This is a genomic window from Phenylobacterium sp. (genome assembly GCF_037189685.1).
In the GTDB taxonomy this organism is placed as follows: Bacteria; Pseudomonadota; Alphaproteobacteria; order Caulobacterales; family Caulobacteraceae; genus Phenylobacterium.
In genome coordinates, this window is record NZ_JBBCIT010000007.1 from 375,816 (window position 1) to 393,781 (window position 17,966).

At 72.0% G+C, this 17,966-nt stretch carries 17 protein-coding genes and 1 other RNA gene; 10 read left to right on the forward strand and 8 right to left on the reverse strand.

What is annotated here, in order from left to right:
- Positions 1-2: 2 nt before the first annotated feature.
- Together WG212_RS05360 and WG212_RS05365 are read left to right on the forward strand one after the other, a co-directional pair.
- Positions 3-965 (forward strand): MBL fold metallo-hydrolase, encoded by a 963-nt coding sequence (locus tag WG212_RS05360; RefSeq protein WP_337186034.1) that lies wholly within the window; start codon positions 3-5, stop codon positions 963-965.
- Positions 940-3,093 (forward strand): CHASE2 domain-containing protein, encoded by a 2,154-nt coding sequence (locus WG212_RS05365; RefSeq protein WP_337186035.1) that lies wholly within the window; start codon positions 940-942, stop codon positions 3,091-3,093. Before WG212_RS05360 ends, WG212_RS05365 begins: the two co-directional genes overlap by 26 nt.
- Positions 3,094-3,125: 32 nt before the next feature.
- On the opposite strand, the gene WG212_RS05370 is transcribed toward WG212_RS05365, so the two are convergent.
- Positions 3,126-3,704 carry an OmpA family protein gene (locus tag WG212_RS05370; protein ID WP_337186036.1) on the reverse strand — a complete coding sequence of 193 codons (579 nt, stop codon included), beginning with the start codon at positions 3,702-3,704 and terminating at the stop codon, positions 3,126-3,128.
- On the reverse strand, positions 3,701-4,138 hold the full coding sequence (locus WG212_RS05375) for a FecR family protein (protein WP_337186037.1): 438 nt from the start codon (positions 4,136-4,138) through the stop codon (positions 3,701-3,703). Before WG212_RS05375 ends, WG212_RS05370 begins: the two co-directional genes overlap by 4 nt.
- Here WG212_RS05375 and WG212_RS05380 point away from each other — a divergent pair.
- Positions 4,119-4,592 carry an ATP-binding protein gene (locus tag WG212_RS05380; protein ID WP_337186038.1) on the forward strand — a complete coding sequence of 158 codons (474 nt, stop codon included), beginning with the start codon at positions 4,119-4,121 and terminating at the stop codon, positions 4,590-4,592. The genes WG212_RS05375 and WG212_RS05380 overlap by 20 nt on opposite strands.
- Positions 4,589-5,257: a DUF1345 domain-containing protein gene (locus WG212_RS05385; RefSeq protein WP_337186039.1), complete on the forward strand. Its 669-nt coding sequence runs from the start codon at positions 4,589-4,591 to the stop codon at positions 5,255-5,257. Before WG212_RS05380 ends, WG212_RS05385 begins: the two co-directional genes overlap by 4 nt.
- 14 nt (positions 5,258-5,271) lie before the next feature.
- On the opposite strand, the gene WG212_RS05390 is transcribed toward WG212_RS05385, so the two are convergent.
- The gene (locus tag WG212_RS05390) at positions 5,272-5,622 is read right to left on the reverse strand and encodes a phage holin family protein (protein ID WP_337186040.1); all 351 of its coding nucleotides are present in this window, start codon (positions 5,620-5,622) and stop codon (positions 5,272-5,274) included.
- A 186-nt stretch (positions 5,623-5,808) separates the two neighbouring features.
- Between WG212_RS05390 and WG212_RS05395 the strand changes: the two genes are divergently transcribed.
- Positions 5,809-7,548, forward strand: coding sequence for an ATP-binding protein (locus WG212_RS05395; RefSeq protein ID WP_337186041.1), 1,740 nt, complete (start codon positions 5,809-5,811; stop codon positions 7,546-7,548).
- 64 nt (positions 7,549-7,612) lie between these two features.
- On the opposite strand, the gene WG212_RS05400 is transcribed toward WG212_RS05395, so the two are convergent.
- The 3 genes from WG212_RS05400 to ssrS form a co-directional block, all read right to left on the reverse strand.
- The gene (locus WG212_RS05400) at positions 7,613-8,452 is read right to left on the reverse strand and encodes a TIGR00282 family metallophosphoesterase (protein ID WP_337186042.1); all 840 of its coding nucleotides are present in this window, start codon (positions 8,450-8,452) and stop codon (positions 7,613-7,615) included.
- The gene (locus tag WG212_RS05405; RefSeq protein WP_337186043.1) at positions 8,452-9,009 is read right to left on the reverse strand and encodes a 5-formyltetrahydrofolate cyclo-ligase; all 558 of its coding nucleotides are present in this window, start codon (positions 9,007-9,009) and stop codon (positions 8,452-8,454) included. Before WG212_RS05405 ends, WG212_RS05400 begins: the two co-directional genes overlap by 1 nt.
- Positions 9,010-9,066: 57 nt before the next feature.
- A non-coding RNA gene (gene ssrS, locus WG212_RS05410) (6S RNA) lies at positions 9,067-9,231 on the reverse strand.
- A gap of 128 nt (positions 9,232-9,359) precedes the next feature.
- Between ssrS and WG212_RS05415 the strand changes: the two genes are divergently transcribed.
- A complete protein-coding gene (locus WG212_RS05415) occupies positions 9,360-10,502 on the forward strand; it encodes a serine hydrolase domain-containing protein (protein WP_337186044.1) in 1,143 nt (380 codons plus the stop codon).
- Between the two features lie 89 nt (positions 10,503-10,591).
- Positions 10,592-11,632, forward strand: coding sequence for a fatty acid desaturase (locus tag WG212_RS05420; RefSeq protein WP_337186045.1), 1,041 nt, complete (start codon positions 10,592-10,594; stop codon positions 11,630-11,632).
- A 10-nt stretch (positions 11,633-11,642) separates the two neighbouring features.
- Here WG212_RS05420 and zapA read toward each other — a convergent pair whose 3' ends face one another.
- Both zapA and WG212_RS05430 read right to left on the reverse strand, forming a co-directional pair.
- The gene (zapA, locus tag WG212_RS05425; protein WP_337186046.1) at positions 11,643-11,969 is read right to left on the reverse strand and encodes a cell division protein ZapA; all 327 of its coding nucleotides are present in this window, start codon (positions 11,967-11,969) and stop codon (positions 11,643-11,645) included.
- 2 nt (positions 11,970-11,971) lie between these two features.
- A complete protein-coding gene (locus WG212_RS05430; protein ID WP_337186047.1) occupies positions 11,972-12,247 on the reverse strand; it encodes a DUF4164 family protein in 276 nt (91 codons plus the stop codon).
- A gap of 136 nt (positions 12,248-12,383) precedes the next feature.
- Between WG212_RS05430 and tkt the strand changes: the two genes are divergently transcribed.
- The 3 genes from tkt to WG212_RS05445 all read left to right on the forward strand — a co-directional run bounded on the left by tkt (position 12,384) and on the right by WG212_RS05445 (position 17,913).
- Complete coding sequence (tkt, locus tag WG212_RS05435; protein ID WP_337186048.1) at positions 12,384-14,351, forward strand: transketolase; 1,968 nt, start codon at positions 12,384-12,386, stop codon at positions 14,349-14,351.
- Positions 14,352-14,538: 187 nt separating this feature from the next.
- Positions 14,539-15,735, forward strand: a complete 1,197-nt coding sequence (purT, locus tag WG212_RS05440; protein ID WP_337186049.1) for a formate-dependent phosphoribosylglycinamide formyltransferase — start codon at positions 14,539-14,541, stop codon at positions 15,733-15,735.
- Positions 15,736-15,876: 141 nt separating this feature from the next.
- Positions 15,877-17,913: a S9 family peptidase gene (locus WG212_RS05445; RefSeq protein ID WP_337186050.1), complete on the forward strand. Its 2,037-nt coding sequence runs from the start codon at positions 15,877-15,879 to the stop codon at positions 17,911-17,913.
- The last annotated feature ends 53 nt before the right edge of the window (positions 17,914-17,966 follow it).

Here is a 17,966-nt window from a genome sequence, read left to right on the forward strand (position 1 = left end):
CGATGCGGGTGCGATTCTGGGGAACCCGCGGGTCGTTGCCGGTCGCCCTGACCGCCGGATCGGTACAGGCCAAGATCGCCGCGGCGCTCGCGGCGGCTGGAGGCCGGACGTTCGCCGACACGGCCGAGGCCGCACGGTTCGCCGCCGAATCGCTGCCGTTCTCCACCTACGGGACCTATGGCGGCGCCACCTCCTGCGTCGAGGTCGAGGGCGCCGACGGGGCCTTCATCGTCTGCGACATGGGCTCGGGCCTGCGCGAGTTCGGGATCGACTCGTTCCGGCGGATCGCCGGCGGCCATCCGCCTGTCTATCACTTCTTCCTGTCCCACCTGCACTGGGACCACATCATGGGCTTCCCGTTCTTCGGGCCGGCCTTCAATCCCGCCGCGACGATCGTGATCCACTCCGGCCACCCCGACGCCGAGACGGCGCTGCGCCGCCAGCAGGAGGAGATCTCGTTTCCGGTGCCGTTCGAGTGGTTGCGTGCGACGTTCGAGTTCCAGGTCCACGAGCCGGGCGTCCCGTTCGAGGCCGCGGGCCTGACCGTGACGCTGGCCGCCCAGCACCACAGCCACGACTCGTACGGCTATCGGTTCGAGAAGAACGGCAAGGCGGTGATCTACTCCACGGATTCCGAGCACAAGGTGGAGAACATGGACGCCGAGAAGGCGTTCGAGGCCTTCTTCGCCGACGCCGACCTCGTGGTCTGCGACACCATGTATTCCCTGGGCGACACCGTCAGCCTCAAGCAGGACTGGGGCCATTCGTCCAACGTGGTCGCGGTCGACCTCTGCCAGGCGGCGGGCGCCCGGACCCTGGCGCTCTTCCACCACGAGCCGACCTACACCGACGAGGACATCCAGCGCATGCACGCCGAGACGGTGCGCTACGAGGAACTGGTCCGCGGCGAACGTCCGCCCCTGTCGGTGATCTGCGCCTATGACGGACTCGTCGTCGAGGTCTGACCCCTTCGGCGAACTGGAGCCTCGCGCGCGTCTGCGCGTGCGGGCGGCCGGGCTGCTGGCGGCGCTCGCCGGGGCGCTGCTGCTGCTGCTCGCGGGTCCCGCGCTGCGCCAGCCGCTGATCGACACCTACCAGCGGGTGTCCCCGCCCCTTCAGCCCAGCGCGCGGGTCCATGTCGTGGCCATCGACGCCGAGAGCCTGGCGGCCGTCGGGGGGTGGCCCTGGTCACGCTATGCCCTGGCCCGCCTGACCGAACAGATCGCCGACCGGGGCGCGGTCGCCATCGGCTTCGACTTCCTGTTCGCCGAGCCTGACCGCCAGGCCCCGGATGACTTCGTCTCGATCTTCCGCCACGAGTTGTCGCCGGCCGCCGCGGGTGAGATCGCGGCGCTGCCCTCGATGGACGCGGTCTTCGGCGAGGTGATCGCGCGCCAGCCGGTCGTCCTGGCCCGGGCAGGCGTCGACGCCGATTCCTTCGACCGGGACGACGAGACCGAACGCCCGCCGCCGCTTCCGCCCGAGGCGACCTTCTCCGGGCCGGAGCCGAAGGCGATCCCCGCCTATCCGGACGTGGTGGCCAACATCGAGGTCCTGGACAGCCGCGCCCTCGGGCACGGCCTGGCCAACGGGCCGCCCGACGCCGACGGCCTCATCCGCCGGGTGCCGCTCCTGGGCCGGGCGGCCGGGGCGCTGACCCCGAGTCTGGCGCTCGACCTCGTGCGGGTGGCCGAGGATGTCTCCGAGATCCGGCTCGAAGGCAATGCGGCGGGCCTGACGGCCATCCGGGTGGGCGATCATCGGGTCAAGGTGGACGCCGGCGGGCGGGTGGAGCTGCGCTTCGCCAGCCGCCCGCCCGCGGCGGACGGCCAGCCGCGGTCGCCGTACCCCACCTGGTCGGCGGCGGATCTGCTCCGTCAGGGAGTGGCCAGCGACGCTTTCCGCGACTCCATCGTCCTGATCGGCCTGACGGCGGCGGGGACCTCCGACGTGGTGGCGACGCCGCGGGACTCCGAGACCTACGGCGTCTTCGTCCAGGCCCAGGCGGTGGACGCCATCCTGCGCAGCGCCGCCCTGGCGCGGCCGGCCTGGGCGCCCGCGCTCGAGTGGGGTCTGGGGTTGGCCCTGGCGCTGTTGTCGTGGCTGGCGGTCCCGCGCGCCTCTCTGGCGATGGTGCTGGCCGGCGCGGCGGTGGAGGTGACCGCCGCGTTCGGCGCGAGCTGGCTGGCCTTCCTCAACAACCTGATCATCGACCCCTATCCGATGCTGGTCCCCGGCGCGGCGACGTCGGCGGTGGTGGTCACTCTGCTGTTCGTGGAAGGCCGCCGCGTCCAGGCCCGCCTGCGCCACGCTCTCGACGACGAGCGGCTGTCGGCGGCGCGCATCTCGGGCGAGTTGGCCGCGGCAAGCGAGATCCAGTCGGGGATGCTGCTGCCGCGTGTGGAACTGGACCGCATCTCGCCGGCTGTCGAGATCGACGCGGTGCTGCAACCTGCCAAGACCGTCGGCGGCGACCTCTACGACGCCTTTCCCTTCGACGACGGCCGCGTCTGTTTCCTGGTGGGCGACGTGACGGGCAAGGGCGTGCCCGCTTCGCTCTTCATGGCGCTGTCGAAGGCGTTGGCCCGCAGCCTTCTTGTCCGGCCCGCGACGCCGCTGGATCTGGCCGTGCGCGAGATCAACGCCGAACTGTCACGGGATAACCGCCAGGCGATGGCGGTCTCGGTGCTGGTGGGCGTCCTGCACCCCGGCGACGGGACGCTGGAGCTATGCTGCGCAGGGCATGAGAACCCGCTGGTGGCCGATGGTCGGGGCGGCGTGCGGGAGCTGGAGCTGCGCGGCGGCCCGCCGCTGTGCGCGGCGCCGTGGTTCCCCTATGCGATCGAGACCCACAGGCTGGAGGCCGGCGAACTGCTGGTGGCGTTCACCGACGGCATGACCGAGGCCGAGAGCCCGGCGGGCGACCTGTTCGGCCGTGCGCGGACGATCGAGGCCGTGGCGCAGGCCGGGCAGGCCGGATCGGCGGCCTCGGCGGTCGATGCGCTGGTGGCGGCGGTGCGCGCGTTCGAAGCCGGAGGCGAACCCAGCGACGATCTGACCGTCCTGGCCGTGCGCCGGCGCGAGGTCGCCTGAACGATCTCCGGCCGCCTCGCGGCGGCTCCACCCTAGCGGACGATCACCTCGACGCGCCGGTTGGCCGGCTCGGCCACGCCGTCCGCGGTGGGGACGAGCAACTCGCGCTCGCCGCGACCGCTGACCTTGGCGTTGGACAGGGGCAGGCCCAGTTGGGTGAGGGCGGCGCGGATCTCGACGGCCCGGTCCAGCGACAGCCGGTCGTTGGCGTCGGAGGCGCCGACCGTGTCGGTATGGCCTGTGATCTGCACGTCGGACCGTTCGTTCACGATCTCGCGCAGCGCCGCCAGCACCGGCTGCGAGCCGGGGTCCAGTTCCGTGGTCCCGAGCTTGAAGTACATCACGTAGACGCGGGGCGGGGCGGGCAGCCAGGCCATGAGGTCGGCGTAGCGTGACGCGTCGGCCGGCCGGACCGACAGCGCGCCGCCGCCCAGGCGAGCCTGCGTATTGGCCTCGGTGAGCGCGCCGAGCTCGGATTCCGTCTGGGCGTCGAGAACCGCCACGGCGCCCGTGCCACCGCCGGCGTCCTGCAGGAGGCTCACGCTGGACGAGGCGCAGCCGGCCAGCAGGCCGGCCCCGAGCGTGACGGCGAGAACCGTCCGCGCGCTCATGGCACCTCGACCACGAAGGTCGTGCCCCGCGCCGCCAGCAGCGAGGTGGGGGTGCGCACCTTCATCGCGTCCTTGTTCTCCTTGGCGATCTGCCCAGAGACGACGCCCAGGGCGCCGCGGTCGACGGTGGTCAGCGAGCGGCCCTTGTGGGTGGTGTCGTCGAACTCGAACTGGCTGACCGCGACCCGGCTGTTGGGGCCGATGGAGAAGCGGCTGTTGTCGGCGAAGGTGATGCCGATGCGGCCGTTCGGGCCCGTGACCAGGACGTCGCTGACCCGGAGCAGATAGCCCGGCGCGGCCGGCTGGGGCGCGCGGTCGCGCATCACCGTGGCGGTCCCTGCCACGCTCTTGATACGCCCGATCTCGGCCAGGGCCACGCTCGGCGTCGACAGGCCCGCGGCCATCAGCAATCCTGTGATCAGCGCTCTGCGCATATGGAAGTCCTCCGAACCAGGCCCCGTCATAGACCAGCTTCGCCCAACAGCCGAATTCCATACACTTGTCGCGCGAATTTCGGCCGACGAGGCGGGGCTGCGCCGTGCGCTGGACCTCGCCCGCATGTTCGCCGGCGGCGGCGCGCTGGACCTCCAGGCGGCCGACCGGCTGGCCATCGTCGTCGAGGAGTGGATCGCCAATGTGGTCGAGCACGGCGCGCCGCCGGCCGGCAGCCGCATCGGCCTGCGGTTCGTGCGCGGGGCCGCGTGGGTCCGGCTATCGTTCACCGATGCGGGGCGCCCGTTCGATCCTCGGGGCGCCTGTTTCGACGGCCCCAACCTGGAAAGGGGCGGTGGGGCCGGCCTGGAACTGATCCGCGCCTGGTGTCGCATCGCCGGCTATCGCCGGCGTGGCGGGCGCAACCGGGTCGTCCTCGAACTGGCGCTGGCATGAGACATCCGTTCGCGGCGCTCTCGGCCAGGCCCCGCCTGGCGGCCGCGATGGCCCTGGGCGCGGCGGCCGGCGGCGCCTGCGCCGTCCTGGCTCCGGAACCGGGCGCAGCCCTGTCGGCGCTGGTGGGCTGGAACGCCTTCTGCTTCGCCTACCTCGGCCTGACCCTGCACGCCGTGGCGGGCCAGGGGCCGGCGGAAATCCGCGTCCGCGCCGCGCAGCAGGACCAGGGCCGGCTGACCGTGTTGCTTCTGATCCTGGCCGCCTGTGTCATCAGCCTCGCCGCCGTCGCCCTGGAGCTGTCGCAGGCGCGGCAGGAACCGGGGCTGGGCCGCCTCCTGCGGATCGCGGGGGCGGTGGTGACGCTCACCGCTTCCTGGCTGACGATGCAGACCGTCTTCGCCGTCCATTACGCCCACGAATACTACACGCCGCACGCCGACACCGGGGCCGACCGCGGCGGCCTGGCCTTTCCCGGCGGGGAGGCGCCCGACTACTGGGACTTCCTGCATTTCGCCGTGGTCATCGGCGTCGCCGCCCAGACCGCGGACGTGGCGTTCACCAGCAAGGCGCTGCGCCGGCTGGGCACGGCCCACAGCCTGATCGCCTTCGTCTTCAACACCCTGATCCTGGCGCTCACCATCAACCTGCTGGCCGGGCTGCTCTAAGGCCCGGTCCGCCCCTACCGCCGGTCGTCCCTGAGCGCGATCCCGCCGATCCAGCTCGCGAGGCCGGTGATGACGGCCGCCAGGACGCCGGGGATCAGGCCGTCGATCCGGAAGCCTTCGAGGAACCAGGCCACCAGGCCGATCATCGCGGCGTTCACCACCAGGAGGAACAGGCCCAGGGTCAGCAGGGTGAGGGGCAGGGTGAGGATCACCACCACGGGGCGCACGATCGCGTTCACGATCCCCAGCAGGAGGGCCGCCAGCACCAGCGTGCCCGTGTCGTCCATGTGCACGCCCGGCACGAACCTCGACGCGACCCACAGGCCCAGGGCGGCGATCACCGCCCGGATCAGGAACTTCGCCATGCCGCCCATCCTCCTCCGACCGGCCGTCGGTAGAGCCTAGACCGCGCCGCGCGCCGGGGGGAAGCCCGCCCGCGGCGGTCCGAAAAGGCTCCGTTCATGTTTCTGAGGCACCGTCCTGCGGCAGGCCGTCGCATCGGGGGAGGCGCGGCCGTTGTCTGTCGGGACCGTTGAAGGGGGCGGGACGACGTGAGCGCGAAGGCGAAGAGCCTGCTGGACGAACGCCTGGACGCGGTGGCCGCCACCGCGCGCCAGATCTTCGCCGTGCGGCTCGTCGTGGGCGCCGCCGCCGCCCTGCTGACGGGCTACATCTACGGTCCCGCGATCGGCGCCGGCTGGCTCACCGCCTTCCTGTTCACCGAGACCTGGACCCGGATCTCGACCCGCGCCGTCGGTCTGGGGCGGGCGATGAGCCCGCGCGCGCGGGTCGCCTATGCCGGCGCGATGCTGTCGGCCAGCGCCACCTGGTGCGCGCTGGCCGCGCTCTACTGGCTGGACGGGCAGGAGGCCTTCCGCCTGGCGGCGATGGCGATCCTGGCCGGAATGATGGTCCATGCGCAGGGCTTCTCGTTCCGCTCTCCCGTGGCCCTGGTCGCCCTGGGCGTCCTGCCGGCGCTGCTGTGGTTCGTGCTGCCGGTGGCGTTCGGCGGCTATTCGGGGGCGCCCCTGGTCACGCTCACCATCGGCCTCTTCCTCCTCCTGACCTATGTGGCGGCCTCGGCGCGGGCCAATCTGCGGACCGCCGCGATCCTGGCCGACGCCCAGCGCAACGCCGAGGCGGCCAACGACGCCAAGTCGGCGTTCCTGGCGATGGTGAGCCACGAACTGCGCACGCCCCTGAACGGCGTTCTGGGCATGGCCCGGGCCCTCCAGCGGACCTCGCTCGATTCGAAGCAGCAGGGTTTCGTGGAGACGATCCTGCGTTCGGGCGACGGCCTGCTCGCCATCCTCAATGACGTGCTCGACATCTCGAAGATCGAGGCGGGCCGGATGGACCTGGAGGTCGCGGCCTTCGACCTCGCGGCCCTGGGCGACCAGACGGTCGAGCTCTGGGCCGAGGCGGCGGCGGCCAGGCGCCTGGGGCTGACGTGCGAAGCCGGGCCCGGCCTGCCGCGACGCGTGCTGGGCGACGAGACGCGCGTACGCCAGATTCTCCAGAACCTCGTCTCCAACGCGCTGAAGTTCACCGAGCATGGGCAGGTGCGCCTCCATCTGACCCCCGCGCCGGGGGCGGATGGGGACGGGGGCGTCCTGATCACGGTCGCGGACACCGGGATCGGCATGAGCCCCGATCAGGTGAGCCAGATCTTCCGACCCTTCGCCCAGGCCGACGCGGCGACGGCGAAGCGCTACGGCGGAACGGGCCTGGGCCTTTCCATCTGCCGCAAGCTGGCCTCGATGATGGGCGGAGAGATCACGGTCGAGAGCGCGGCCGGCGCCGGTTCGACGTTCCGAGTCTGGCTGCCCTTGCCCGAGGCCGAGGTCGCGGCCGGTCCCACGGACGCGAACGCCGAGTCGCTGCCGCCGCTGCGCATCCTCGTGGCGGACGACAACCCCATCAACCAGACCGTGGCGCGGGCGGTGCTGGAAGCGGCCGGAGCGGTGGTCGAGACGGCCGCCGACGGCGCCCAGGCGCTGGATCGCCTGCGCCTGTCGGCCTTCGACGTGGTGCTGATGGACGTCCACATGCCGACGATGGACGGGGTCGAGGCGGTGGGCCGGATCCGCGACGGCCAGGCGGGACGCTCCGACGTGCCGGTGATCGCGCTCACCGCCGACGCCATGGCCGGCGAGGAGGCGCGGCTGAAGGCGATGGGCTTCGACGCCCTTCAGCACAAGCCTGTCCAGCCGGCGGCCCTGATCGGCGCCATCAGCCTGGCGCTCGCCGGCCGAAGCGCCCGGGCGGAAGGCGCGGACGCCGCGGCTTAGGGCGCCGCGAAGCGGTTTGAATCCAAGACCCCATCCGCTTGCGCAGAGACGGGGCCGGGCGGTCTCAGGACGCCGTGGCCTGTTCCGGGCTGGGGACCGTCTCCTTCAGGCGGCCGCCGATGCGGATGGGCTCGATCCGGCGGGCGAGGCCTGACGCCGGATCCGTCTCCACGAAGACGCCGCAGACCGTGGCCGGGCCCTCGGCGGGCTTGTAGCGGCCGCCCGAGATGCGGGTGGTGAACCGGCGCAGCGGTTCTTCCTTCTGGTTGCCGATCACGCTGTCGTAGTCGGCGCAGGCGCCGGCGTCGGTCTGGTAGGCCGTGCCGCCGGGCAGGACCTGGGCGTCGGCGGTGGGCACATGGCTGTGGGTGCCCACCACCAGGCTGGCGCGGCCGTCGCAGAAGTGGCCCATCGCCATCTTCTCGGACGTGGCCTCGGCGTGCATGTCGACCACCACGGCGTCGGCCACGGCGCCCAGGGGGCAGGCCTCCAGCTCTCTGTCAACCGCGGCGAACGGGTCGTCCAGGGCGTCCATGAACACCCGGCCCAGCAGGTTCACGACCAGGATGCGCTTGCCGTCCGGGGTGTCGAAGAGCTGGGCGCCGCGGCCCGGCGCGGCGGCCATGGGCGGATAGTTCAGCGGCCGGATCAGGCGCGGCTCGCGCACGATGTAGGTCAGCGCCTCCTTCTGGTCCCACGAGTGGTTGCCCAGGGTGAGGCAGTCGGCGCCGGCGTCGAACAGCTCGCGCGCCGTGGCTTCGGTGATCCCGAAGCCGGCGGCGGCGTTCTCGGCGTTGACGATCACGAACTCCAGGCCCAGCCGGCGACGCAGGCTCGGCAGGTGTTCGGCCAGGCCGTCGCGGCCCGAGCGGCCGACCACATCTCCGAAGAAGGCGAAACGCATCAGGTTCCTGTAGCGACGGGGATGAAGGCCGTCTCCGTCAGAATGGCGTCCAGGCGGGCGTCATGGGGCTCCAGGGGAACTTCTGGGAGCTCCTGTCCCGCAAAGGCCACACCCACGGCCAGCAGAGGCCCTCCCGCGCGGAGGGCGGCGATGGTGCGGTCGTAGAAGCCGCCGCCCTGACCCAATCGGCCGCCCAGACGGTCGAAGGCCAGCACGGGGACGAACAGCACATCCGGCCGGACCTGCCCCGCCGCCGCCGGCGGCGCGGCGATCCCCAGGGCGTCGGGCGCCAGCAGACCGCCGGGTGCGTGCGGGCGGAAGACCAGCGGCGCGTCGCGGACGACCACGGCGGGCAGGGCGCGCACGCCCTCAAGCTCGATGCCGGACGGATCCAGTTCCGAACCTGTCGGGTGATAGAGGCCATAGGCGCCCACCGGCCGGCCGGGCCAGCCGGCCGGGAGGTTCGCCGCGGCGCGGCCGCCGGCGTCCGGCGCTTCGGCGGCCAGTCGCCGGCGCAGGGCGCGCATCCGGGATCGGAGTTCGGCCTTGGGGTCCACGACTGGCCTATGGCGGGACCGGCCTTCAACAGGACCGGCCGATAACGGGAAATGGGTGGCGGCGCCGCGAAGAGCCGTGAAGGTCAGTTCAATTCCCTCGACCTGGATAGACCAGGTGGGCGCCGTGTTGCCGAGGACCACGATCCCCGGCAGGGACAGCTCCCTATGAGTGAATTAAGGTCGCTGGAATATGTTCGCCTTCGACGAGAGCCGCAGCAGGGCCCGCCGGGAAGCAACGTAGGACGCCGCCGCGGCCGTCTCAAGCGCGGCCTGGGAAATACGGCCGATCTGGGAAGTACGATCTGGGAAGTACGGTCTGGGAAGTACGGTCTGGGGACGGGGGAAACGCCATGACGCCGCGGGATGTGGAGGCCGTGCTGGCCCAAGGTGTGGCGACCGGCGCCGCGCCGGGCTTCTCCGCCGCCGTCGTGGGGCAGGACGGTACGGTCGCGACGTTCCAGGCGGGCGGCCGCGGCGTGGCGGACCCTGCGCCCATGACCGCCGACACGGTCTTCTGGATCGCTTCCTGCACCAAGGCGATCGTCTCGGCCGCGGCGCTGGAGCTGGTGGCCCGGGGCCGGCTTGCGCTGGACGAGCCGGTCGGGCGCCTCGTGCCCGAGTTGGCGGCGCCTCTGGTCCTGGAGGGCTTCGACCCCGACGGGACGCCGCGCCTGCGCCCCGCCGCGCGCCCGATCACCCTGGCTGCGTTGCTCTCTCACACCTCGGGCCTGGCCTATGACTTCAACAGCGCCGAGATCGTGCGCTGGCTGGAGGCGCGCGGGCTGAACCTGATGACCGCCGGCTGCCGGAGCCTGCCGCTGCTGTTCGAGCCGGGCGACGACTGGCGCTACGGCGTCGGCATCGACGCGGCGGGCCTTGTGATCGAAGCGGCCGCCGGGCGCGACCTTGGCGAGCACCTGCAGGAGACCGTCTTCGCCCCGCTGGGCATGGCCGACACCGCATTCGATCCCGGCGCGGCGCAAGTCGCGCGTCGCGCCGGACTGCACGCGCGCCTGCCCGACGGGGGCCTCGCGCCCCTGGACCCGTTGGGCGCCATGCCGCCCGACATGCGGGGCGGCGGCGGGCTGTGTTCGACGGCCCAGGACTACGCCCGCTTCCTGGCCGCCGTCCTGGCCGACGACGGGGGCGGGGTCTTCTCCGCGGAGACGCGCGCCCGGCTGCGCACGCCGGTCCGCCGCGGGGCGACTTTGGGCGACATCCGCAGCGTCCTGCCGATGATGAGCCGTGACTTCTCGCCCCTGCCCGAGGGCGAGCGCGGCTGGACCCTGGGCTTCCTGCAGAACCTCGCGCCGCTGCCGGGCCGCCGATCGGCCGGAAGCCTCGCCTGGGCCGGGCTGGCCAATTGCTACTACTGGGCCGACCCCGAGCGCCGGATGGCCGGGGTGCTGTTCGCCCAGCTCCTGCCTTTCGCCGACCCGCAGGTCCTGGACGTCTTCGACGCCTTCGAGCGCGCCGTCTACGCCCGCGGCTGAGTGTCGGGCGGGCGCCCTCGGACGGCCCCGGCGTCGCAGCCCCGCATTGGGGCTTGGGCGGTGGCCTTCGGCGGCTTACATCGGGCCTCTTGAACGCGCACGCCGACATCGCCGGACAGAGCCTCGCCCGCCAGGCCAACGACATCGCCCGCGACCTCACGCGGGCCGATCCGAAGGTCTATTGGACGGACCTCGCCGTCACGGCGGCCGTCACCTGGCTCAGCTTCTGGATCGCGGCGACCGCGACCTCGGCCGCTTGGTCTTGGATCGCAGGTGCAGTCTGCGTCCTGGCGCTCTACCGCGGGATCAGCTTCATCCACGAGCTGACGCACCTGCGCCGGGACGACGTGCCGTTCTTCCACTTCGCCTGGAACGCGGCGATCGGCGTGCCGTGGCTGACGCCTTCGCTGCTGTATGAGGGCGTCCACATCCTGCATCACGCCAAGGACCGCTACGGCACCGCCCGCGACCCCGAGTATCATCCGCTGGCGCGCCGGCCTCTGTACGAACTGGCGGTGTTCCTGGGCATAGCCCTGCTGGCGCCGGTGGGGACGGTGCTGCGTTTTGCGGTGCTGGCGCCGGCGGGGTTCCTGATACCGGCCGTGCGGCGCTTCGCTGTGGCGCGGGCCTCGGGCATGGTCATCAACCCGGGGTTCGCGCGCGAGGACTTCGACCGCGCCCGCGGCGCGCCCTGGCTGGCCCAGGAGATCGGCTGCTGGCTGTGGAGCTGGGGCCTGATCGGCCTGGCCGTGGCCGGCGTCCTGCCGTGGCGCGTGCTGGCCACGGCCGCCGCGATCTTCGCGGCCATGACCTTCCTGAACCAGGTCCGCACCGCCGTCGCCCACCGCTGGGACAACGACGGCGAGGTCATGGCGCCCCTGGACCAGTTCCTGGATTCGGTGAACGTGCCGCCGCCGGCGCTGCTGCCGTTCCTGTGGGCCCCCGTGGGCCTGCGATACCACGCCCTGCACCATCTGATGCCGCGGCTGCCCTATCATAACCTGGGCAGGGCCCACGCCCGGCTGGTCGAGGCGCTGCCGGCCGACCACGACTACCGCCGCGCCGAGGAGCGCGAACTGATCCCGGCCCTCGGCAAGCTGATCGCCCGGATGCGGCGGTCCCTCCCTTGATGGGGAGGGATTACGCCGCGGCCAGCTTCTCGATCTTGGCGGCCGCGGCCTCCAGGGCGCCGACCGCGCGGGTCTCGAAGCGGGAGCGGTCGGCCTGGAGGCGGCCCACCTCGACCTGGAGGGCGGCCAGGCGGTTCTTCGCGTCCAGCAGTTCGTCGGCCAGCAGCAGCGCGCCCATCAGGAACAGGCGCGTGTCGCCGAGCTGACCCATGTCCTGGCTCACCTGCCGCACCTGATGGTCGAACAGCCTGGCCAGTTCCAGCAGGTGGCTCTCCTGCCCGTCCTCGCAGCCGACGGCATAGGGCCGGCCGTTCACGTCTATGTTGAGCTGGGCCATCGCTAAGCCTCCTGGGGCTGGCCGTTGAGATGGGCGCGGATCTCGTCGATCGCGCGGCCCAGCGCTTCGGACGCCTGGGCGCCTGCTTCTTCGAGCTCGCGCTCGCGCGCGCGGGCCGCGTCCAGTTCCGCCGCCAACATGGCGCGGTCGTGGTCGAACAGGCCGCCCGCGTCCGCGCTGGCGGCCTTCAGCCGCTGGGCCAGGCGCTGTTCCAGCACATGCAGGGCGTTTTCCAGTCGCCTGGCCGCCACATCCAGCGCGTTCTCGCCGGGGTTCATCCGATCCTCCGAAGCCGACAGGCCCTCTATACCCGTGCGGGTGAGTCTCACGAAATCTGCGGGGCCTTTTCTTGACCTTCCCGCCCCCGCCGTGCGAGGCGGCCCGCAACTTCCCGCCAGAAAGACCCGACAGACGATGCCCGCGCCGACCCAGCTCATGGCCAACGCCATCCGCGTCCTCTCGATGGACGCCGTCGAGCGGGCCAACTCCGGCCATCCGGGAATGCCGATGGGCATGGCGGACGTGGCCACGGTGCTGTGGACGAAGTTCCTGAAATATGAGGCCGCCCGGCCGGACTGGGCCGACCGCGACCGTTTCGTGCTGTCGGCCGGCCACGGCTCGATGCTGCTCTACAGCCTGCTGCACCTGACGGGCTTCAAGGCGGTGACGGCCCAGAGCCTGCGCGACTTCCGCCAGCTCGGCTCGAACACCCCCGGGCACCCCGAGTACGGCCACACCCCGGGCGTCGAGACCACCACCGGCCCCCTCGGCCAGGGGCTGGCCACCGCCGTGGGCATGGCGATGGCCGAGCGCAAGCTGGCCGCGCGATTCGGCGCCGACCTGGTCGATCACCGCACCTGGGTGATCGCGGGCGACGGCTGCCTGATGGAAGGGATCAGCCACGAGGCGATCAGCCTCGCCGGTCGGCTGAAGCTGTCCCGGCTGACGGTGCTGTGGGACGACAACGACATCACCATCGACGGTCACGTGGGCCTGTCGGACGCTACCGACCAGATCGCGCGCTTCAAGGCCGCCGGCTGGGCCACCAAGCGGATCGACGGCCACGACGAAGGCCAGATCCGCCGGGCGCTGGCCTGGGCGGTCAGGCAGGACCGGCCCAGCCTGATCGCCTGCAAGACCGTGATCGGCAAGGGCGCGCCCAATATGGGCGGCACCCACGACGTCCACGGCAAGGCGCTGGGCGGGGACGAGATCGCGGCCACCCGCAAGGCGCTGGGCTGGAGCCACGACCCGTTCGTCGTGCCCGACGAGGCGCTGAAGCCGTGGCGTTCGGCCGGTCGCCGTGGCGCCAAGGCCCGCAAGGCGTGGGAGGCGCGGCTGGCCGCCTCGCCGCACAGGGCCGAATTCCTGCGCGCGATGGCCGGCGACCTGCCCCACGGCGCCTTCGAGCGACTGGACGCCTTCATCGCCAAGGCCGCCGCGGAGAAACCCGCCGCCGCCACCCGCCAGCATTCGGGTGCGGTGCTGGAGCAGATTTTCGGCGACATCCCCGAACTGGTGGGCGGCTCGGCCGACCTGACCGGCTCGAACAACACCTTCGTGAAGAACACCCAGGTGTTCGACGCCCCCGACTACGCCGGCCGCTACGTGAACTACGGCGTGCGCGAATTCGGCATGAGCGCGGCCATGAACGGTATGGCCCTGCACGGCGGGATCATCCCCTACGGTGGGACGTTCCTCGTCTTCTCCGACTACGCCCGGCCGGCCATCCGCCTGTCGGCGCTGATGGGCGTGCGCAGCATTTTCGTGGGCACCCACGACTCCATCGGCCTGGGCGAGGACGGCCCCACGCACCAGCCAGTGGAGCACCTGGCGTCTCTGCGCGCCATGCCGAACCTCTACGTCTTCCGCCCGGCCGACGCGGTGGAGACCGCCGAGTGCTGGAAGCTGGCGCTGGACGCCAGGACCACGCCGTCGGTCCTGGCCCTGTCGCGCCAGAAGACGGCCGGCGTCCGCGATACGGCCGGCGAGAACCTGTCGGCCCGGGGCGCCTACCAGCTCGCGGCCGCTTCGAAGCCCGCCCAGGTGACGATCTTCGCCTCGGGGACCGAAATGCCCGTGGCCCTGGCGGCCCGCGACCTGCTGGAGGCCGACGGCGTCGGCACGCGCGTGGTCTCGGTCCCCTGCTTCGAGCTGTTCGAGGCCCAGCCGGCCGACTACCAGGCCGCCCTGATCGGCGAGACCGAGGTGCGCGTGGCCGTCGAAGCCGGTGTCCGCCAGGGCTGGGACCGCTTCATCGGCTCCGACGGCGCCTTCGTGGGCATGACCGGCTTCGGCGCCAGCGCGCCCGACAAGGCCCTCTACGCCCACTTCGGCATCACGCCCGAGGGCGTGGCCGCGGCGGCGAAGGCGAAGCTGTAGCGCTCCTCTCCCGTCGCGAAGACGACGGGGGAGGTGGATCGGCGCGGAACGCGACGAGACGGAGGGGCGCAAGGCCACAAGCTCGGTGGGTGGAGCCTGACGCCCCCTCCACCACTTCGTGGTCCCCCTCTCCCGAACGCTTCGGTTCGGGGGAGGAACGGGCCGCCATGACGATCTGGAGACCTCCATGCGCCTCGGTACGCCCAATTCGCCCACCGCCGTCCGCGTGATGCTCCTGGGCTCGGGCGAGCTCGGCAAGGAGGTGGTGATCGAGCTGCAACGGCTGGGCTGCGAGGTGATCGCCGTCGACCGCTACGAGGGCGCGCCGGCGCAGCAGGTGGCCCACCGCAGCCACGTCGTCGCCATGACCGACGCCGCCGCGCTCCGGGCGCTGGTGGAGCGGGAGCGGCCGCACCTGATCGTGCCCGAGATCGAGGCCATCGCCACCGACGAACTGGCGCGGATCGAGGCCGACGGGCTGGCCACGGTGATCCCCACCGCCCGCGCCGCCCAGCTCACCATGAACCGCGAGGGCATCCGCCGGCTGGCGGCCGAGGACCTGGGCCTGCCCACCAGCGCCTACGCCTTCGCCGCGTCCGAGGCGGAGCTGGCCAAGGCGGCGACCGAGATCACGGGCTTCCCCTGTTTCGTGAAGCCCGTGATGAGCAGCTCGGGCAAGGGGCAGTCCTACGTCGAGCGCCCCGAACAGATCGCCGAGGCCTGGCGCTATGCGCTCGAAGGCGGCCGGGTGGAACAGCCGCGCGTGATCGTCGAGGGCCGCGTCGAGTTCGACTTCGAGATCACGCTGCTGACCGTCCGCAGCGTGGCGGGCGGCGCGGTCGAGACCAGCTTCTGCGCGCCTATCGGCCACCGGCAGGTCAAGGGCGACTATGTGGAGAGCTGGCAGCCCCAGCCCATGTCGGTCGAAGCCCTCTCGAAGGCCCGCGACATCGCCAGCGCCGTCACCACCGCCCTGGGCGGCCAGGGCGTGTTCGGCGTCGAGCTGTTCGTGAAGGGCGATGAGGTCTGGTTCTCGGAGGTCAGCCCGCGTCCGCACGACACCGGCCTGGTCACCCTGGTGACCCAGCACCAGTCCGAGTTCGCGCTGCACGCCCGCGCCATCCTGGGCCTGCCCACCGACGCGGGCCTGCGCGAGCCGGGCGCCAGCGCGGTGATCTACGGCGGCCTGGAGGCCCGCGGCATCGCGTTCGAAGGCGTGGACGAGGCCCTGTCGGTTCCCGGCGCGGACCTGCGCCTCTTCGGCAAGCCCGAGAGCTTCGAGCGCCGCCGCATGGGTGTGGCCCTGGCCCGCGCCGCCGACGTGGAGCAGGCCCGCGAGCGGGCGCGCGAAGCCGCCGCGAAGGTGAAGCCGGCCGCGGGCTGAGGTCTCGCGGACGCGGCAGGCGCAAGAAGGCAGCCACGGTCGAGACCCTGCGGCTGCGCCGCCTCTGCCGGCAAGCTCGGGCGGCTGGCGGGGCGTTCGCGGGCGGTCTAGGTTCGGTTCAAATCTCCTGAGGACACCCCCATGCACCGCCACCTGATTGCAACCGCCGCCGCCGCCGCTGTCGCCGCAGGGGGCGTGGCCGCCTCGGCCCAGACCAACGCGCCGCTGATCGAACGGACCAAGCTGTTCGGCAATCCCACCAAGACCGGGGGCCGCGTCAGCCCCGACGGCAAGTGGCTGTCGTGGATCGCACCGCGCGACGGCGTGCTGAACGTCTGGGTGGCGCCGGTCGCCGATCCGGAGAAGGCGCGCGCCATGACCGCCGAGAAACAGCGGCCCGTGCGCGGCTACTACTGGGCGCCGGACTCGGGCTCGATCCTGTTCATCACCGACACCGGCGGGGACGAGAACTTCAAGGTCTACGGCGTGGACGTCGCCACGGGGACCCAGAAGGCGCTGACGCCCTTCGACAAGACCCGCGCCGAGATCATCGCGGTCAGCCGCAATGTGAAGGACCGCATCCTGATCAGCGTGAACAACCGCGATCCGCGGTGGCACGACGTCCACAGCCTGGACCTGAAGACCGGCGCGCTGACCCTGGTGTTCAGGAACGACGCGTTCGGCGGCTTCGTCGCCGACGAGCAGCTCCGCGTCCGCTACGCCCTGAAGCCCCGGGCCGACGGGGGCCAGGAGGTGTTCGCCGTCGACGGCCAGACGGTGTCGGCGAAGCCCGCGCACGTCATCCCCGCGGAGGACGCGCTGACCACCGCCCCGGCGGGCTTCGACAACGACGGCTCCACCCTCTACTGGCTCGACAGCCGCGGCCGGAACACCGCCGCGCTGGTCGCCCAGGACGTGAAGACGGGCAAGACGACCGTGCTGGGCGAGGACGCCCGCGCCGACGTCCAGGGCGCCGCCGCCAACCCGATCACCGGCAAGATCGAGGCGTATTCCGTCAACTACCTGAAGACCGAGTGGCGGCCATTGGACGCCGCCGTGAAGACCGACCTCGACTTCCTGAAGAGCCGGCTGAAGGGCCAGGTGACCATCACCTCGCGCAGCGACGACAACCGGCTCTGGACCGTGAACGAGGACCCGGTCACCGCGCCGGCCGCGCTCTGGCTCTACGACCGCCCGGCGAAGTCGCTGACCAGGCTGTACGTGACGCGGCCCGAGCTGGAAGGCGCGCCGCTCCAGCCGATGCATCCCGTCGAGATCAGGACCCGCGACGGCCACACCCAGGTCTCGTACCTGACCCTGCCGCCGGGCGCGGACACGAACGGCGACGGCAAGCCCGAGAAGGCCGCGCCCCTGGTGCTGCTGGTCCACGGCGGGCCGTGGGGCCGCGACGTCTACGGCTACAACGGCTACCACCAGTGGCTGGCCAACCGCGGCTATGCGGTGCTTTCGCCCAACTTCCGCGCCTCGACCGGCTTCGGGAAGGCCTGGATCAACGCCGGCGACAAGGAGTGGGGCCGCAAGATGCACGACGACCTGCTCGACGCCGTCGACTGGGCGGTGAAGAACGGCGTCACCACGGCCGACAAGGTGGCCATCATGGGCGGCTCGTACGGCGGCTACGCCACCCTGGCGGGGCTGGCCTTCACGCCCGAAAAGTTCGCCTGCGGCGTGGACATCGTGGGGCCGTCCAACCTGACCACGCTGCTGGCCACCATCCCGCCCTACTGGGAGGCGGCGAAGGCCCAGTTCAACCGCACCATCGGCGATCCCGCCACGCCCGAGGGCCAGGCCCTGCTGAAGGAGCGCTCGCCGCTGTTCAAGGCCGACCAGATCACGAAGCCGCTGCTGATCGGCCAGGGTGCCAACGACCCGCGCGTGAAACAGGCCGAGAGCGACCAGATCGTGGACGCGATGAAGGCCAAGGGCATCCCGGTGACCTACATCCTGTTCCCGGACGAGGGCCACGGCTTCGCCCGGCCGCAGAACAACCTGGCCTTCAACGCCGCGACCGAGCACTTCCTCGAACGCTGCCTGGGCGGGCGGTCCGAGCCGTTCGGCGACGCCCTGAACGGCTCGTCCATCCAGGTGATCCACGGCGCCGAGTTCTCGCCCGGCCTCAAGACGGCGATGGACGGCCTCAAGGCCTCCGGCTTCTGAGCACCTTCGGGGGGCGGCCCGGGGGGCGACCCGCCGGCGCCGTCCGGGGGGGC

Coding starts and splice junctions, on each gene's coding strand:
- WG212_RS05360 (WP_337186034.1), top strand. CDS start 3: ATGCGGGTGCGATTCTGGGGAACCCGCGGGTCGTTGCCGGTCGCCCTG.
- WG212_RS05365 (WP_337186035.1), top strand. CDS start 940: ATGACGGACTCGTCGTCGAGGTCTGACCCCTTCGGCGAACTGGAGCCT.
- WG212_RS05370 (WP_337186036.1), bottom strand. CDS start 3,704: ATGAGCGCGCGGACGGTTCTCGCCGTCACGCTCGGGGCCGGCCTGCTG.
- WG212_RS05375 (WP_337186037.1), bottom strand. CDS start 4,138: ATGCGCAGAGCGCTGATCACAGGATTGCTGATGGCCGCGGGCCTGTCG.
- WG212_RS05385 (WP_337186039.1), top strand. CDS start 4,589: ATGAGACATCCGTTCGCGGCGCTCTCGGCCAGGCCCCGCCTGGCGGCC.
- WG212_RS05390 (WP_337186040.1), bottom strand. CDS start 5,622: ATGGCGAAGTTCCTGATCCGGGCGGTGATCGCCGCCCTGGGCCTGTGG.
- WG212_RS05400 (WP_337186042.1), bottom strand. CDS start 8,452: ATGCGTTTCGCCTTCTTCGGAGATGTGGTCGGCCGCTCGGGCCGCGAC.
- WG212_RS05415 (WP_337186044.1), top strand. CDS start 9,360: ATGACGCCGCGGGATGTGGAGGCCGTGCTGGCCCAAGGTGTGGCGACC.
- zapA (WP_337186046.1), bottom strand. CDS start 11,969: ATGGCCCAGCTCAACATAGACGTGAACGGCCGGCCCTATGCCGTCGGC.
- WG212_RS05430 (WP_337186047.1), bottom strand. CDS start 12,247: ATGAACCCCGGCGAGAACGCGCTGGATGTGGCGGCCAGGCGACTGGAA.
- tkt (WP_337186048.1), top strand. CDS start 12,384: ATGCCCGCGCCGACCCAGCTCATGGCCAACGCCATCCGCGTCCTCTCG.
- purT (WP_337186049.1), top strand. CDS start 14,539: ATGCGCCTCGGTACGCCCAATTCGCCCACCGCCGTCCGCGTGATGCTC.
- WG212_RS05445 (WP_337186050.1), top strand. CDS start 15,877: ATGCACCGCCACCTGATTGCAACCGCCGCCGCCGCCGCTGTCGCCGCA.